Genomic DNA, 16195 nt, shown 5'->3' with positions numbered 1-16195 from the left:
AAAATCATACGTTTGCACATTAAAATCTAGATAAGCTTCCCTAGCTTTTAACTCTTTTTTTCAAATCCCAAGAATCCAGTTCGCATTCACAGTAGTAAATTTTAATACCTTGATCTTCCCAGTTCTGTATCGTCGATATGTAATCATTTTGAGAGATTGTTGCCGTTTTTGATACATTTTTATAAGTATTTTCACCTAAATATATCTCCTTTATTGAGCTTTTAGGAATAGAAAAACAGTATAAAGGTCTACCTCCTATAGTAATTTTTTTAAAGTCCTGAAAAACTTCTTTACTAGCGTTATTGTCAGCTTTCTGGCTTTTAACTTCTTTGACTACTCTTACTTCTTCTTCATAAGCCCAATCTAATGATTTATATAAGAAGGCTCTTTTAGCAAGATTAAATATATCACTCTCAAAAGAAGCGTTTTTGCCAATACTCATTAATTCATCATCAGTAATTATGTCTAAATCATTCTGTGGTTTAGTTTTTGTATATATTATTTCACCAAACTGATATGGAACGAAATTATCGGAAAGTGAATGAAAGTTAGCTTCATCAACATCAATTCCAATAACAACACCTTTATGCGAATCTCCATAATGAGACCACATTAATGAATTTAGTGGTTGTCTAGTCAAAGACAAAACAACGTACCCTCGAGAGAATCTATTTCTACAGGCATTTTGAGCAATTTGGGGGCTTATCTTTGAATCTAGTCTTTCTTTAAACCCAAAAGAGGTACATTCAAAAGGATCGTTAAAATCATCTAAACGTGTAAAACCAATTGAAGACGTTTCAATAGCTTTTATTGCACCTGATAATGACATGTATTTGTATAAAATCATTGAGTTCATTCCTAGTTAAGCAATAGTAGTCGGTTTCTTAAACTATAGCTACCACAGTAAATAGCATAGACGAAATCGATTAGATAGAACCAAAAAAAAAACGGCAAGATAATCAATCTCGCCGCCTCTTATCTGACCTAAAGTCTTAAACCCTAAATCAATACCGCAACCTCAGCCCCATCACGAATTGCACGTTTGGCATCCAGCTCTGCCGCCAGTTTAGCGCCACCGATGAGATGGTATTGCGCGTCTGGCGCATCACCGACATTTGGCATCAACTCTACCACGGACTCTTGACCAGCACAGACCACCACGCTATCGACACGTAGTAGCTGGCTTTGCCCTTGATTGTTGGTGATCCAAATACCTTCGTTAGTGATTTTTTCGTACTGTGCGCCTGATACTTGGATAACGCCATGCGATTTGACATGAGCGCGGTGTACCCAACCTGTAGTTTTATTGAGGCCGCGACCCAAGCGTCCTTTAGTCCGCTGCATGAGATACACTTGGCGAATAGGCGTGATGCCTTCAGGCTTAATCAAGCCACCCTCAGTTTGATAGTCAGGGTTAGCAGTGACACCCCACTCTTCGCGCCATTCGCTAACTGATTGCGCTTTTGGACGATAGCTTGGATCTTTTAGCGTTTCAGGAGCTAGCTCATCTAATGGCTGACCATGACGTGCAGTGAGATATTCGCTGACGTCGTAGCCAATACCACCAGCGCCAATGACAGCGACCGTATCACCGACTGATTTTTCACCAGATAGCAATTCTGCATAGCTCATCACTTGTGGCAAATCAGCGCCTTCCAGCTTACCTGCTAGGCTTCTTGGTACTACACCAGTAGCAACGATGACATGATGGAACTTGGCTTTCTCTAGCATGGCTTTATCAACTTTGGTATTGAGTTTAATCTCAACGCCTAAATGCTCAAGCTCATTGATATAGTAGCGGATGGTCTCAAAGAACTCTTCTTTACCTGGGATAACTTTGGCATAGTTAAACTGGCCACCTAAGATGTCTTTTGCTTCAAACAGTGTCACTTCATGACCACGTAGCGCGGCAACATGCGCCGCTGACATGCCAGCGACACCGCCACCGATGACGGCAACTTTTTGTGATTTTTTAGTTTTCTTATAGACCAGTTCGGTTTCATGACAAGCTTGTGGGTTGACCAGACAAGTTGAGCGTTTATTCTCAAATGTGTGGTCGAGGCAGGCTTGATTACACGCGATACAAGTATTAATGCGGTCAGCTTCGCCGTTTTTGGCTTTGTTAACCCAGCTTGGATCCGCTAAGAATGGACGCGCCATCTGAATCATATCCGCTTGACCACTGGCGACGATTTCCTCAGCGGTGTCTGGCATATTGATACGGTTGGCCGCCATCATAGGGATACTGATGTGCTTTTTAATTTCAGCGGTAAAGTCGACAAAGGCAGCACGCGGTACGCTCGTTACAATCGTTGGTACACGCGCTTCATGCCAGCCGATACCGGTATTCATGATCGTCACGCCCGCTTCTTCTAGCGCTTTAGCCACAGTGATGACTTCATCCATGACGTTGCCGTCTTTGACTAAGTCAATCACTGACAAACGAAATAGAATAACAAAATCTTCACCAGCCGCCGCGCGCACCGCTTTGACCACATCAACTGCAAACTTCATACGATTCTGAATATCACCGCCGTATTCGTCCTTACGCTTATTCACATGACGCGATAAAAACTGATTAAGCAAATAACCTTCAGAGCCCATGATTTCGACACCATCATAGCCTGCTTGCTTGGCAAGTTTTGCACAGCGTGCATAGTCCTTCACCGTCTGCTCGATGTTTTTAATGCTCATTTTACGCGGTTTAAACGGAGTGATTGGCGACTTAATAGGACTTGATGACACGATAAATGGATGATAACCGTAGCGACCACTGTGCAGGATTTGCATGATAATTTTGCTGTCATATTTATGCGCCGCGCGAGTGACCCGCTGATGATTAATAACGTCAGCTCTCGTATTCATGGTGCCGCCAGCAGGCAACAACCACCCTTCACGATTGGGCGAGATACCACCAGTAATCATCATCGCCACACCGCCCTTTGCGCGCTCCGCAAAATACGCCGCCAGTTTACCGTAGTTATAAAAGCGATCTTCAAGTCCTGTGTGCATTGAGCCCATAACCACACGGTTTTTAAGGGTAGTAAAGCCCAAATCTAACGGCTCAAACAAGTGCGGATAATGCTCAGATGCATTGGCGGTATCCGTCGCCATGTCAGTGCTCGCAATACGATCAGAGGTCTTAGTATTTGAGTCTGCTGGGCTTACGCTATTAGGGCTGGCGCTCATATCATCGTCCTTATGAATTAATGGGTTATATTTTTATCACTTGCTCACAATAATCTGATGTCATCGGTAGTCTAGTTCTCCATACGATGATTCAGCCTACTTTTAACTTGCTCATATTCATATCATTGAGTATGGGGTATATTGGGTTTAAAAATGATCATATTTAATGATTCAGTGTTCATTCTATCGTAACACACCGCTATTATTCACAGCTACGCAGACAAGCGACTGACGAGTGAGCAATATGTTTACATCACTGTGTTCATAACATTATTTACTCTGTCTTTTTAATTAAATAGTTAGGTAAAGGCCACAAAACAAACTCGCTTTCTAAGTACAGTTGTCTATAATAAAAAGAACACGTGTTAATCAAGATGGCTATTAACCTGCAAAATTTAATCTGTAAAAGCCAATATAAAAAACCGTCAAATTCATAATACGATAAAGATAAAGGACTATTTCCATGACCGACTTTCATACGGGTCTTAGCAAAAATGCAGCCAACTATCAACCGCTCACTCCAATTGACTTTATTATCCGTAGTGCGCAGGTCTATCCTGACAAGGCCGCCATTATTTATGACGATCTAGAGCACAATGACCTCATCCAGACGTGGCAGCAAACTTACACTCGTTGCCGTCAGCTAGCAGATGGCCTGCGCAAATTAGGCGTTGATAAGAATGATACGGTCGCGGTCATGATGCCGAACACCCCAGCGATGGTCGAGTGCGCGTTTGGTGTACCGATGTCAGGTGGCGTAGTATGTACGTTAAATACCCGTCTCGATATCAATGCCTTGACCTTTTGTCTACAGCATTCAGAAGCCAAAGTATTAATTTTAGATAGTGAGTTTGCTGAACATGCTGAGATTATCGATGAAACTTTTCCAAACTTGATTGTCATTCATGCAACAGACGCTGCAGTCGATGTAGAGCGTTTTGGACAGATGAGCTATGAAGAATTGGTTGCCAGCTCAGACAGTCTAGATAATTGGGAAAAGCCTGCTGATGAATGGGAAGCAATTGCGCTCAATTATACGTCTGGCACCACAGGCAAACCTAAAGGCGTGGTCTATCATCATCGCGGTGCCACGCTCAATGCTGTCTCCAATATTCTAGATTGGGATATGCCCAAACACCCCATGTACTTATGGACGTTGCCTCTGTTTCACTGTAACGGCTGGTGTTTTCCGTGGACCATCGCTGAGCGTGCTGGTGTCAACGTCTGCTTACGTAAGATTGATGCCGACTTAATCTTACAGCTTATTGCTAAGCATAAAGTGACGCATTATTGTTCAGCACCTATCGTACACAACATGATTGCAGGCGGTAAGCCTGAATACAAAGAAGCGATTAATCATGAAGTCAAGGGCTGGGTCGCTGGTGCGCCGCCGTCTGAAACCATGCTAGCGGCTATGGAGGCGATGGGCTTTCATATCTCGCATGTATATGGCCTTACAGAAGTGTATGGACCAGTGACGGTCTGTGCCGAGCAAGCAGAATGGAATGATCTTGATGTCGCAGCACGCGCGCAAAAGAAGTCGCGCCAAGGTGTGACCTCACATTTGATGACTGGGTTTGAGCTGTTTAAACAAGGCACCACCGAACCGGTTGCCGCTGATGGCAAAGAGATGGGTGAGCTGGCACTGCGCGGTAATATGGTGATGAAAGGCTACCTCAAAAGCCGCAAAGCGACCGAAGAAGCCTTCGCTGATGGTTGGTTCCGTACCGGTGATTTGGGCGTCAAATACCCCGATGGTTATATTAAAATTATGGACAGACTCAAAGACATCATCATCTCAGGCGGTGAGAATATCTCTAGTATCGAAGTCGAAAACGTTTTATATAAATTGCCTTCGATTCAAAGCTGTGCAGTAGTCGCTGCCCCGCATGATAAATGGGGCGAAGTGCCAGTGGCATTTATCGAGATTCATGAAGGCAGCACCTTACAACGTGATACTGTTATGGAACATTGCAAACAGCATTTAGCAGGCTTTAAAGTCCCTAAATATATTATCTTTGCAGAAATTCCAAAAACCAGTACGGGTAAAGTACAAAAATTTGAGCTGCGTCAAGCGGCCGTCTCACTTGCACATGAGACGCCAAAAGTAACGTCTAGTGCAAAATAACTCTTGAACTTGAGTTGTAAGCTATTGCATGCGTAAGCTTAAGACACAAAAGAAAGCTCAGTCTATTTTCTTAGACTGAGCCTTTTTTTATTTTAGGCTTCCTTTTTATTAACCAATCTTTACATCAACCAAGTCCATGTTAATTAAGCCTAGGCTCAAGCCATTGATAAATCAGCATACCTATTATCATCGCTGAAATAAATACATAGGCCTGCCACTGTCCGGTACCAAGCAGCACAATTCCTGGCCCTGGACAAATACCCACCAATCCCCAGCCGATGCCGAATAGCATTGCACCAATTAACAACTTTTTCGTGATGACCGTTTTGCTGGGCATATCAATTACGGTGCCAATCCAGCTAATCTGTTGACGCTTGGCCAATTGTACGCCAACAATAGCAACCGCTAAGCCACCACCCATCACTAGCGCTAAGGAAATATCCCACGCCTCAAAGACATCTAAAAACCCTTGTACTTTAACAGGATCGGTCATACCTGATACCAGCAGCCCAAACCCGAATAATAATCCAGCCAGTAATCCAATTATGTTTTTTAGCATTGTTATATCTCACTATCATCTTTTATTAATAGTATCGAACATCGTCTGTGTAATACGCTACTTATGCCATTTAGCATTTACAGCAGCCCTAGTACATGTCGACCGATATAGACGGTCACGATACCAAAGAACATAAAGGTCACGGTCGCTGCCATAGAGCGTGGTGACATACGTGCATTGCCACAAATACCATGACCGCTCGTACAACCTGAGCCTAGACGCGTACCAAAGCCGACCAGCAAACCTGCGCTGATTAACAATGGTAAAGAAGTACTAATTTCCATATTTGGGAGCGGTCTTACTAGCTTGTATAGTAATGGCGAGACAACGAGACCAAGTATGAATAATACTTGCCATATCTCGACGTGCTTGGGTTTGAGCAGGCTTGAAAAAATACCACTTATACCTGCAATACGTCCAATACCCAGTAGCAGGACGACGGTCGCTACCCCTAGCATTAAACCACCCACTAAGGAGATTGGAGTAAATGCTTGCCAGTCTACTTGTATACTCATAACGCATTACCTACCAGTTTTTATTAAGTATTTACTTGTTTCACGTTCTATAAAAATACATTATATTATAAAACATAATAAAAAGGTAAAAAAATACTGAACCTATATTATATAAGCTCAGTATTTTTAGCCAAAAGTAGCTTAGTAGATACAGGTATTATTTTGCTAATACTTCATCAAGTACTGACTCAAAACGTTGTACCGCACCGTCAATATCCGTTAATTTATCTAAACCGAATAAACCTAAGCGGAAGGTTTTAAAGCTATCAGGCTCACCCACTTTTAATGGTACGCCAGAGGCGATTTGCATGCCAGCTTCAACAAAAGCGCTACCTTTGTGCATATCGTCACGTTCAGTATAAGAAACGACGACACCTGGGGCTTTAAAGCCATCGGCTGCGACGCTCTCAATCCCTTTATCTTCTAGTACTTTACGGACGCGTTTGCCTAATTCCCACTGCGCATCACACAGTTTATCAAAACCAATCTCTTTCGCTTCGTTAATCGTATCGCGGAACTGACGCAAGCTATCTGTTGGCATTGTAGCATGATACGCATGACCGCCATTCTCATAAGCACGCATGATATTTAACCACTGCTTTAAGTCAAGGCTAAAGCTGTTTGATTCGGTGTTATCTACTTGTTTGACAGCAGCATCGCTTAACATAACCAGTCCAGCACAAGGGGTGCTGCTCCAACCTTTTTGCGGTGCGCTGATAAGCACATCAATACCCAAGTCTTTCATATCCAACCAGACACAACCTGAAGCGATACAGTCAATTACTAGTAAGCCGCCAACGCTATGAGTCGCCTCTGCTAGTGCTTTGATATAGTCTTCTGGCAAGATGATACCGGCTGATGTCTCGACATGCGGAGCAAAAACGATCGCTGGTTTTTGTTCTTTAATATTAGCAACGGCAGTTTCGATATCGACGGGTACAAACGGTTTTGGGGCATCGGTATCTTTGGTGCGATCAGCGGTTAAGACCGTAGACGACTTAGCAATATTGCCTTTTTCTAAAATTTGCGTCCAGCGATAGCTAAACCAACCGTTACGGATGATTAGACAGTCTTGATCTTTTGCTAGCTGCACGGCGACTGCTTCCATGCCATAAGTACCAGATCCTGGAACAATGGCGACGGCATCAGCGTTGTAGACTGATTTGAGCTCGCTAGATAGGTCATTCATTACTTGCTGAAAGACTTTTGACATATGATTGAGGGCGCGATCAGTATAGACCACTGAATACTCTAATAAACCTTCTGGGTCGATATCTTGACGTAATGCGGTCATGGGACACTCCTTGTTTGTTGTTAGACTATGTAGGTGTTATTAATTTTTGATTATAAAAAAGCTTGGTTATAGCAAGTTTTTGCTACTAAACTTGGGTACTGATACGATTATCTAGGCAACAGTACCAAACAATGAACACCGAGTAATAATAGAGGGTATGACATAGGATTGACGATATAGCGCTTTATCCTAGCGCTATTGCCGTTGTTGGTTATGTTTTTTATAGCTTAGATTTTATAACTTAGGTTCTGTAACCCTTAGGTGATATCTGCGCCATTGTTGATGCTACGCGGCGGTAGGCGGGTCAAAATGGTCACTGACAATTTAGCATGGCAACATGCAGTAAATTGCAAGAAGCGCAGTAATACTACTGTCGATGATCGCCACATTGTTATCACCTAGTGCATATATGACAGCTTGATAGTAGCACTGATAATGACGGTTGACAACGGTTTGTTGGCGTCATAATAGCGCCTATACAATCGATAACTTATTAACAACCAAAAGACAATTATTAACGCTTACGGTAAGCGTCGTGCAGGCCCGATACGACAAACTCAAGCAATTCACTATCGCCTTCACGAGCCGCTTTACGCATAAGCTTTGATGGTGCATGCGTGAGCGTTTGGGTAAGACGCCGTGATAGCTCAGTGATGACATCTTCAGCGCTCGCTTCTCCTTGCTCAAGTTTTGCAATAGACTCATGCAGAAGTTTGTCGACTTGGGTATGCGTCGACATACGATAGCGCTGAATATCTTTTCCTACTTGCTTGACTTGAAAGCTGCGTTCCATTTCTACGACCAATTGACTCACTAGCAGCTCAGCATCGACGGCGGCTTGCCTGCGCTGCTCGATATTGCCTGCGATTACATGCTGCAAGTCGTCGACAGAATACAAATAAACATCGTCAATACGACTAATCGTTGAGTCGATATCACGCGGTACGGCCAAGTCAATCATTAGTATGGGCCGATAGCGGCGACGTTTTAGCGCTTGCATGGTCATCGGTCTATCAATCAATAAATCCATGCTACCGCTGCAGCTACTTACAACATCGGCCTCTGCCAGTACTTGTGGCAAATCTTGTAAGGATCTAACCTCCACACTGCGGTTAGAATGACGCAGCTCTGCCGCTAGCGCTTCTGCGCGCTCAGGATTGCGATTGCAGATGATAATTCGCCCTACTCCAAGCCCTGCAATATGAGTTGCGACCAAGCGGTTCATCTCACCTGCTGCAACCACTAATAAAGTACGGCTAGGTAAATCGTCAAATATTTGGGTGACCAATTTGGCTGCTGCAAATCCGAGCGAGACAGCCTGAGCGCCAACTTGGGTTTCATTACGCACACGCTTGGCGGCTGCAAAAACTTGATCGACAATCCAGCCTAACTGGTTACTGAGTGCTTTTTCGTCCTGCGCAAGATGCACGGCTCGCTTGATTTGACCTAAGATTTGCGGCTCACCGAGTATCATAGAGTCAAGACCCGCTGCCACTCGCAGCCAATGAGTAAGCGCATGCGTATCGCGATGTACGTAAAGATAAGCATCAATGTCATTCAATGGCACCTGCTTAAAGTTAGCAAGCCATGTTTTGATCTGCAGGATATGAGCGTTAATAGATGACGAAGAAGCGTTGGTGCTGGCAATAGAATCATTACCAAGCGCACTGTTATTGGGAGTTTGAGAGGCTGATAATTGAGGAACTAGCGCATAGATTTCAGTACGGTTACAAGTTGAGACAATCACACTTCCATCAGTAAAGACCTCTAATTGCTCAAGGGCGATGGTCACATCATCACCCACGAACGCCAAGCGCTCACGTAGAGCGACTGGTGCGGTTTTATGATTGACCCCAATGACCACTAATCTCATTATCGATAGACCATAGACATAACGCTCACCGACCTAATCTATCACTATAGTGTGCCCAAGGTATGTTGCAGCATACTACAGTCAATGATTAGCTGGTGCATAGACGTGACGTTATTGATTTGAATAGGTTATATAGCAGATACTATAAATATAAAACCGCTTATTATATCATTGTTACCGATTTTATTTAACACCTGCTCATTTGCGCTAGCTATTCGCTTGTATCTGGGCGCATGACTAACAAATCAACCGCTATATATGCTTTTACTAAATATTATTGCTAGATATGAAGAGTATGACCTTTCACTATCGTCAAACTATAATTAAAAACAAATATGCTATGATTGACACAGTTATTATTAAAATCGTTTATCTGGTTTTTTTACTTTTTGCGCATATTGCTCACTTTAACACATCGATAGTAGTGGTTATTTCTCATCGTATTCTGTTAATCTCTGCTTTGTCTATTAGGTAACACGAGTACTATTGTTTAGTCTCTAGATAGGCCTTTATAATGAAATGTCTTTTTTATTAGTGAATACCCTTATTCTATGATCTTTTTTGGGTGGTTGTTTCAGTCAAAGTTTGCGCTATCGTCTGTGTACGATTGTCAATTTAATTTTCAATATTTATTAAATGACATGCTGAATCGTCTGCGTAAGCGTCGTAAGCTAATTTTGTTATTGGCCACTTTGCTGTGTGTTGACACTTCTGCTCATGCAAATTTCATCGATACCCCAACGCTGATATGTACACCTAAAACAGTCGTCGATGTAGTCAGTGACTCAGCTCGACATGTCATCGATAAAAATAGTACTCAACATATGACGTTTCATAAAGACGATACTGATTTGATGGTGTTTCCACTGACCTCTCACTTAGTCGATACTGATGACCATAATCAACTAAAGGACCAATCCAGAAACCAATCGATAGATAGTACAATCAATACTACAAAGCTGCCCTCAGCGACTGTCTTACAGCCAGAGCTTAGAGAACCCAGTTTGTATGCTTTACTAAATGCAGAATTCGCGGCAGATCGCGGTGATATTGAACGGGCGCTAACCCTTTATAAGCAGCAGTCTTTTAAAGAAGATGCCACAGCAGTGTTTGAGCGTGCGCTGAGCTTGTCGCTGCGTCATGACAATGTCGGGGACTCGTTACAGTTTGCCAAAATGTGGCAAGATCAAAACCCTGATCACGTACCCGCTTGGTTTTATGTGGCGCATTTAGCGCTTAAAGCTCACGACTATACTCTAGCGGGTCAGTCCTTAGACCGTATTTTGCGCTATGATCCACGTACTGATTTGAGCGACATATTGATTGGTATTTACCCAACGACAGACAGCGATCAGCGTGAGCTCTTAGAAGCCTTACAGCCTATTAATAGCGAGCAAAACGCCTCTTTATCAGTGTTAAAAGCAGGCTTGCTGTATCAATTTAATGAGCCTGAGATTGCCATTATTCATATCAATAGAGCTTTGTTACATCAGCCTGATTATGTGCCTTTTATTACCCTAAAAGCCGATATCTTACGCAAAACCGAACCAGCAGAGACGGTGCTTAATTATATCAATCAATCACGCCTGCGTAATCCTGATAGCAAAAGCTTGTACTTATATGAAATCCGCTATTTGCTTGATCTACAGCAGAGCCAAGAAGCCCTAGAGTTACTCCTTGAAGCGCATCAGCGCTTTAATGATGCAGAGATTACTCTATTGGCCGCTTTAGTCAGCTTGGATAATGAAGAATACCGTAGCGCTGACCGCCTCTTAAACGTACTGGCAAAGACTCCTACTTATCTAGATCAAGCATATTATTATTTAGGTATTAGCGCAGAGCGACAACAGCGCTTTGAGCAAGCCAAATCTTATCTAAAGAGCGTCATGCAAGAAGATTTGGTACTGGCAGCACGCAAAAAAGTGGTCGATCTTGAACTGCTAGATGACAATATTGATGCTGCGATCGACACATTGGTTAATCTGCGTAAACAGTTTACCGTCTTTGCTCCCGAAACTTACGTCTTACAAGCCAATATCTTATGGCAGCACGACCAAGCTGAGGAAGCTCTACAGTTATTGACTCGCGTCAGCCGCAAGTACCCTAACGATCAGTCCATACTGTTCGCCCGTGTACAACTGCTCGATGATCGTAGTGACTATATTATTAAACGTACTTTGCTTAATCACTTGCAAGCGCTAGATCCTAACAATCTGTCTTACCAGCTAAGTTATGCTCAATTACTTTTGGCTAATGATCAAAACTCTGAACAAGGGTTAGAGCTTGCCCAAAACATACGCCAGGTTCGTTTCGATGATCCTCGCTACGATAACGAGCTGCATTTGCAAGCACTAAACGTACTGGCTAGCAGCGCTTTGGCCAATGAAAACTATGCACAAGTCATCGAGTACCTAAAAACCCCTTATGATGTGCTGCCAACGCTGCGTTCAGGTGTGCTGTTGCTACGCGCCTATCAAGGACTGGGCGAAAGCGCAAAGGTCAACGCGCTACTGGCGGACTTGCAACAGCGTTTTTCGTTTGGACAACACAACGTCAATGACCGCGTACAGCTTTATTAAAAGGTAATTGAATGAATAATTGTCATTTTTTATCATATACAATCATTACTCATGCAACCAATAAGTCTCTAACAACAGGGCATAACTGAGTAACAAATTGAGCGTAATATTTTTAGCATTAACTATATTAAGTTTGTAAATTTTGAGGAATAACCATGTCTGCACGCTCAACAACACTACGCCATAAACCCAATAAATTAGTCGCATTCAGCGCGATGACCGCTGCATTATTAATAACGTCTGGTTGTCAGTCTTTACAAGGTACAAGTACTAATGCTGGCCCCTCAACTATAGTGCAAGCTCAAAAACTTGATAATTTCAATATTACAGGCAAGATTGGTGTGACCATGCCTGCCAATAGTGCGACTAATACAGGCGCGCAAGGTGGTAGTGCTTTTTACGCTTGGGGACAGCAAAACGAGCGCTTTGCCATTGAATTGATTGGTGCGTTGGGCATTGGCAAAACCAATATCGAATATGATGGCCAAACGGCAACTTTAGTCAGTGAAAAAACAGGTACCTTAACCGCCGACAACCCTGAGACTTTGCTACAAAAAGCCACTGGCTGGCAAGCGCCTATCTCACAAATGCCGTATTGGATATCAGGGCGCTCAGCACCTTCAGACAGCGCCCCACAACTTGATGCGCAAGGTCGACTCATAAGCTCAGTTAATGGTCAATGGACGGCAAGCTTTACTTACAAAGGTACAGATAAACTGCCTGTTAAGATTAGCGCTGTGCAGCCAAAAGGCCACAAAGTCATCATGACCATTAATCACCAAAACAGCTGATAAATATAACCAATGACGACCGATAATTCCTTGACTTCAAAAGCGTCCATAACACGCTTATCTCCTGCCAAGATAAATTTATTTTTGCATATCGTAGGTAAGCGTGCAGATAACTATCATAATTTGCAAACGGTTTTTCGCCTACTTGATTGGGGCGACTATTTGCATTTCTTAGTTGCCGACACGGTAGTTACGATTAAGGGTCAAGATGTAAGTAATATCTGTCGTCAACTGTTGACCTTGTCTGGTGCAGATACTATTACTAGTGTTATAGAAGATAACTTAATTATTAAAGCCGCTCATGCTTTATTGACTGCTGCTTTGGAGTCAAAAAAACTACCCAAGCAGCTACCGCAAGTATATATTGGTTTAGACAAGCGTTTGCCGATGGGCGCAGGTTTAGGCGGCGGCTCTTCTAATGCCGCAACTACCTTATTAACATTAAATGAGATTTGGCGATTTAACTTCACTCAAGATGAGCTGATAAAAATCGGTGCGACGATTGGTGCAGATGTGCCAATATTTATTTTTGGGCAAGACGCTATCGCTATGGGTATTGGCGAAGAATTGACCGCCATTAATTTGCCGAATCAGCACTATCTAATCCTAACACCAAATGCTCACATCAATACGGCAACACTCTTTGCGCATCCTAAATTACAGCGTGATATCACACCACTCTCAATACAAACGATTGAAAATCAGTTTGACAATTATCTGCAACACTTAACTGCACCCTATCACAATGTTTTTACTCCAGTCGTCACCAGCCTTGCGCCCGCGGTTGATGAAGCATTAGATTATTTGAAAAGTTTAGAAAAAGTGGCATCAGGCACAGCACGAATGACTGGCTCTGGTAGCGCAGTGTTTTTACCATTGGATGCGGGTATTGCCAGTGATAAGGCGCTGTTGGCAAAGTGGATTGCAGAGGCGCCTTGTATGGGGTATGTGGTGAGAAGTTTATAGCTATTACTTAAAAAATAGGGTGCGAACAGCCTACCTGAAATACTTAATCAAATAAGAGTTTTAGATGATAAAACCAGCCAAATTAAATAAAGGAGATACTGTCGCTACCGTATCCCTCTCTTGGGGGGGAGCAAGTGAGCTTCCGCATCGTTATCAAGCTGGCAAACAGCAATTTCAAGATACCTTTGGCGTGAATGTCATTGGAATGCACAACACCCTAAAGCCTGCTAAATGGTTACAAGAAAATCCACAGGCGAGAGCAGATGACCTACATGAAGCGCTGACTAATCCCAATGTAAAAGCCATCATTTCTAATATTGGCGGATCAGACAGTATTCGTCTATTACCTTATATTGACTTCGACTTAATTCAGAAAAACCCAAAAATATTTTTAGGTTTCTCAGACTCTACCATAACCCATTTTATGTTTTACAAAGCAGGTGTTACCTCGTTTTATGGCACCAGTCTATTGGTTGGTTTTGCTGAAAATGGCGGTATGCATGACTATGTCATTGAAGATATTAAACGCACTCTATTTTCTAGTAGACCTATTGGACAGATTCAGCCAAGTACCGCCTGGACAAGTGAGTGGCTCGAATGGGAAAACCCTGAACTTGCGACTAAAAAACGCATGATGACCCAAAGCCGAGGATGGCGTTGGTTAAATGGTCAGAGTAAACAACAAGGAAAAGCTGTAGGTAAAGTAACTGGTGAGCTGCTTGGTGGTTGTATAGAAGTACTAGAGTTTATGAAAGATACGGCTCTATGGGTGAGTCCTGCAGATTGGCAGGGCAAAATCTTATTTATTGAAACCTCCGAAGATCAACCTTCGCCTACCTTTTTTAGATATTGGTTACGCAATTATGTAGCATCCGGCATTATGGGACGCATTAGAGGAATTATTCTTGGGCGTCCTGAAGATAACAAATTCTGGCGAGAGTATGATGAAGTGTTACTCGATGTGATCTACAATGAAGCTGGACTGAGTCATTTGCCAATCATAACAGGGATGGATTTTGGACACAGTAGCCCGACTTTTACCCTACCCCTAGGTGTAAAAGCGCAGATTGACTGTGACAATCAAACTTTCTCTATTATAGAAAGTGGCGTTAGTAAATAGATTGAGTCATCAAGCGCAGTAGCAAAGACTTGTATGGTGTGGCCTAGCGTACCATTTATAGTTGTCTTAACTCAATATCAGTGTACTGGGCGCACCCTACACAAACTTGTATAGAATGCGTCTTACACACCGAAAAGATACGGATCATTAAAAATGGTGTGTGCAAGACATACTTATTCAAGCTCAACCTACACGCTAACCTTGCAGTCCTAGCCAAACCTTAGCAGCTGACTCTTCGTCAGGGTTAAAGCCTTTGATGTCCAGATTTGGTATCATCCATCCTTCAATTTCAGCAACCTTTTGTAGCCATTGCTGCTCACTGATAACTGCCATCTTGCCAAAATACTTCATGGTTGCCCATAACTCAGGCATACGTCTCATCTCATCCATTACTGCTGAAAAAGATGGCATGGCAAAGCTATCAATGCGATAGAGTAAAGTGGCGTTTTGTAGTTCAGTATTTGGGTCAGCCTGAACCATAGACACCGTTGCCTGCACCCATTCATCAAGTAGACGATTCATATCATCACTATGTATTTTGCCATTAATGGTTAATTCAATGTGATTGTTACTGTGCTTGGTTAGAAGATAAGTCATATCACTTTCCTTATTTCGTACGTGCTAGTAGTGCTATCTATATTACCTTATTTTCTTTATGGTATTGAGTAAGACATGTGTATGAATGCGGCTTCGTTAAAACAACTATGAACAACTATGAACAACTATGAATAACGACTATGATTGCTTTTCATTACTGAATTGCCAAAACTACCTTAGAGTTTACTTTTTACGAATAAAAGGCAGAAAAGAACATAAATGACTTGCAAAATCTCAAAATTTACTTATAATAGGTCGCCACAATAGGGGTATAGCCAAGTTGGTAAGGCATCAGGTTTTGATCCTGACATCCGTTGGTTCGAGTCCAGCTACCCCTGCCATTTTTTAGTTTGGATTGCTGATTTATAGCAATTGACAACACCTTCCCAGTTTCGGTATAGTTCGCAATGAACACCGCTCGGGAACACCGTCTTAGACGGTTGAATAGGTAACGACGTCAGTCTAGTATTTTATCAATATTTAGCTTTCGTACTACCTAGACATTACAGGGGTATAGCCAAGTTGGTAAGGCATCAGGTTTTGATCCTGACATCCGTTGGTTCGAGTCCAGCTACCCCTGCCAT

13 protein-coding genes and 2 tRNA genes are annotated in these 16195 nt (G+C 42.7%); 7 read left to right on the top strand and 8 right to left on the bottom strand.

From position 1 onward, the window contains the following. Window positions 1-40: 40 nt before the first annotated feature. Window positions 41-847, bottom strand: coding sequence for a DUF2971 domain-containing protein (locus ACS8FC_RS00075; protein ID WP_439295487.1), 807 nt, complete (start codon window positions 845-847; stop codon window positions 41-43). Between the two features lie 152 nt (window positions 848-999). Continuing rightward, on the bottom strand, window positions 1000-3114 hold the full coding sequence (locus ACS8FC_RS00070) for a 2,4-dienoyl-CoA reductase FMN-binding domain-containing protein (protein ID WP_439295653.1): 2115 nt from the start codon (window positions 3112-3114) through the stop codon (window positions 1000-1002). 538 nt (window positions 3115-3652) lie between these two features. On the opposite strand from ACS8FC_RS00070, the gene ACS8FC_RS00065 reads away from it, so the two are divergent. Beyond that, a complete protein-coding gene (locus ACS8FC_RS00065; RefSeq protein WP_439295486.1) occupies window positions 3653-5317 on the top strand; it encodes an AMP-binding protein in 1665 nt (554 codons plus the stop codon). A 139-nt stretch (window positions 5318-5456) separates the two neighbouring features. Here ACS8FC_RS00065 and ACS8FC_RS00060 read toward each other — a convergent pair whose 3' ends face one another. The 5 genes from ACS8FC_RS00060 to hemA all read right to left on the bottom strand — a co-directional run bounded on the left by ACS8FC_RS00060 (window position 5457) and on the right by hemA (window position 9558). Continuing rightward, window positions 5457-5876 carry a DUF6691 family protein gene (locus tag ACS8FC_RS00060; protein WP_439295485.1) on the bottom strand — a complete coding sequence of 140 codons (420 nt, stop codon included), beginning with the start codon at window positions 5874-5876 and terminating at the stop codon, window positions 5457-5459. Window positions 5877-5953: 77 nt separating this feature from the next. Beyond that, the gene (locus ACS8FC_RS00055; RefSeq protein WP_439295484.1) at window positions 5954-6391 is read right to left on the bottom strand and encodes a YeeE/YedE family protein; all 438 of its coding nucleotides are present in this window, start codon (window positions 6389-6391) and stop codon (window positions 5954-5956) included. 157 nt (window positions 6392-6548) lie between these two features. Then, window positions 6549-7685: an aminotransferase class V-fold PLP-dependent enzyme gene (locus ACS8FC_RS00050; RefSeq protein WP_439295483.1), complete on the bottom strand. Its 1137-nt coding sequence runs from the start codon at window positions 7683-7685 to the stop codon at window positions 6549-6551. Window positions 7686-7942: 257 nt separating this feature from the next. After that, the gene (locus tag ACS8FC_RS00045) at window positions 7943-8074 is read right to left on the bottom strand and encodes a hypothetical protein (protein WP_439262287.1); all 132 of its coding nucleotides are present in this window, start codon (window positions 8072-8074) and stop codon (window positions 7943-7945) included. Window positions 8075-8199: 125 nt separating this feature from the next. Then, window positions 8200-9558 (bottom strand): glutamyl-tRNA reductase, encoded by a 1359-nt coding sequence (hemA, locus tag ACS8FC_RS00040; RefSeq protein ID WP_439295482.1) that lies wholly within the window; start codon window positions 9556-9558, stop codon window positions 8200-8202. A gap of 641 nt (window positions 9559-10199) precedes the next feature. Between hemA and ACS8FC_RS00035 the strand changes: the two genes are divergently transcribed. The 4 genes from ACS8FC_RS00035 to ACS8FC_RS00020 all read left to right on the top strand — a co-directional run bounded on the left by ACS8FC_RS00035 (window position 10200) and on the right by ACS8FC_RS00020 (window position 15014). Then, complete coding sequence (locus ACS8FC_RS00035) at window positions 10200-12137, top strand: tetratricopeptide repeat protein (protein WP_439295481.1); 1938 nt, start codon at window positions 10200-10202, stop codon at window positions 12135-12137. A gap of 155 nt (window positions 12138-12292) precedes the next feature. Further along, on the top strand, window positions 12293-12928 hold the full coding sequence (gene lolB / locus ACS8FC_RS00030) for a lipoprotein insertase outer membrane protein LolB (RefSeq protein ID WP_439295480.1): 636 nt from the start codon (window positions 12293-12295) through the stop codon (window positions 12926-12928). 12 nt (window positions 12929-12940) lie between these two features. Then, on the top strand, window positions 12941-13894 hold the full coding sequence (gene ispE / locus ACS8FC_RS00025) for a 4-(cytidine 5'-diphospho)-2-C-methyl-D-erythritol kinase (protein WP_439295479.1): 954 nt from the start codon (window positions 12941-12943) through the stop codon (window positions 13892-13894). Window positions 13895-13958: 64 nt separating this feature from the next. Beyond that, a complete protein-coding gene (locus ACS8FC_RS00020; protein WP_439295478.1) occupies window positions 13959-15014 on the top strand; it encodes a S66 family peptidase in 1056 nt (351 codons plus the stop codon). A gap of 195 nt (window positions 15015-15209) precedes the next feature. Here the strand turns inward: ACS8FC_RS00020 and ACS8FC_RS00015 are convergent, their stop codons facing one another. Next, complete coding sequence (locus ACS8FC_RS00015) at window positions 15210-15611, bottom strand: SpoIIAA family protein (protein ID WP_439295477.1); 402 nt, start codon at window positions 15609-15611, stop codon at window positions 15210-15212. Between the two features lie 265 nt (window positions 15612-15876). On the opposite strand from ACS8FC_RS00015, the gene ACS8FC_RS00010 reads away from it, so the two are divergent. Then, a tRNA-Gln gene (locus tag ACS8FC_RS00010) sits at window positions 15877-15952 on the top strand. Between the two features lie 166 nt (window positions 15953-16118). Next, window positions 16119-16194: transfer RNA gene (locus ACS8FC_RS00005), tRNA-Gln, on the top strand. The last annotated feature ends 1 nt before the right edge of the window (window position 16195 follow it).

This window comes from Psychrobacter sp. 1Y4 (assembly GCF_051847555.1).
The sequence above is the reverse complement of the archived record's forward strand: the minus strand, read 5'-3'. Positions and strand labels throughout refer to the sequence as shown.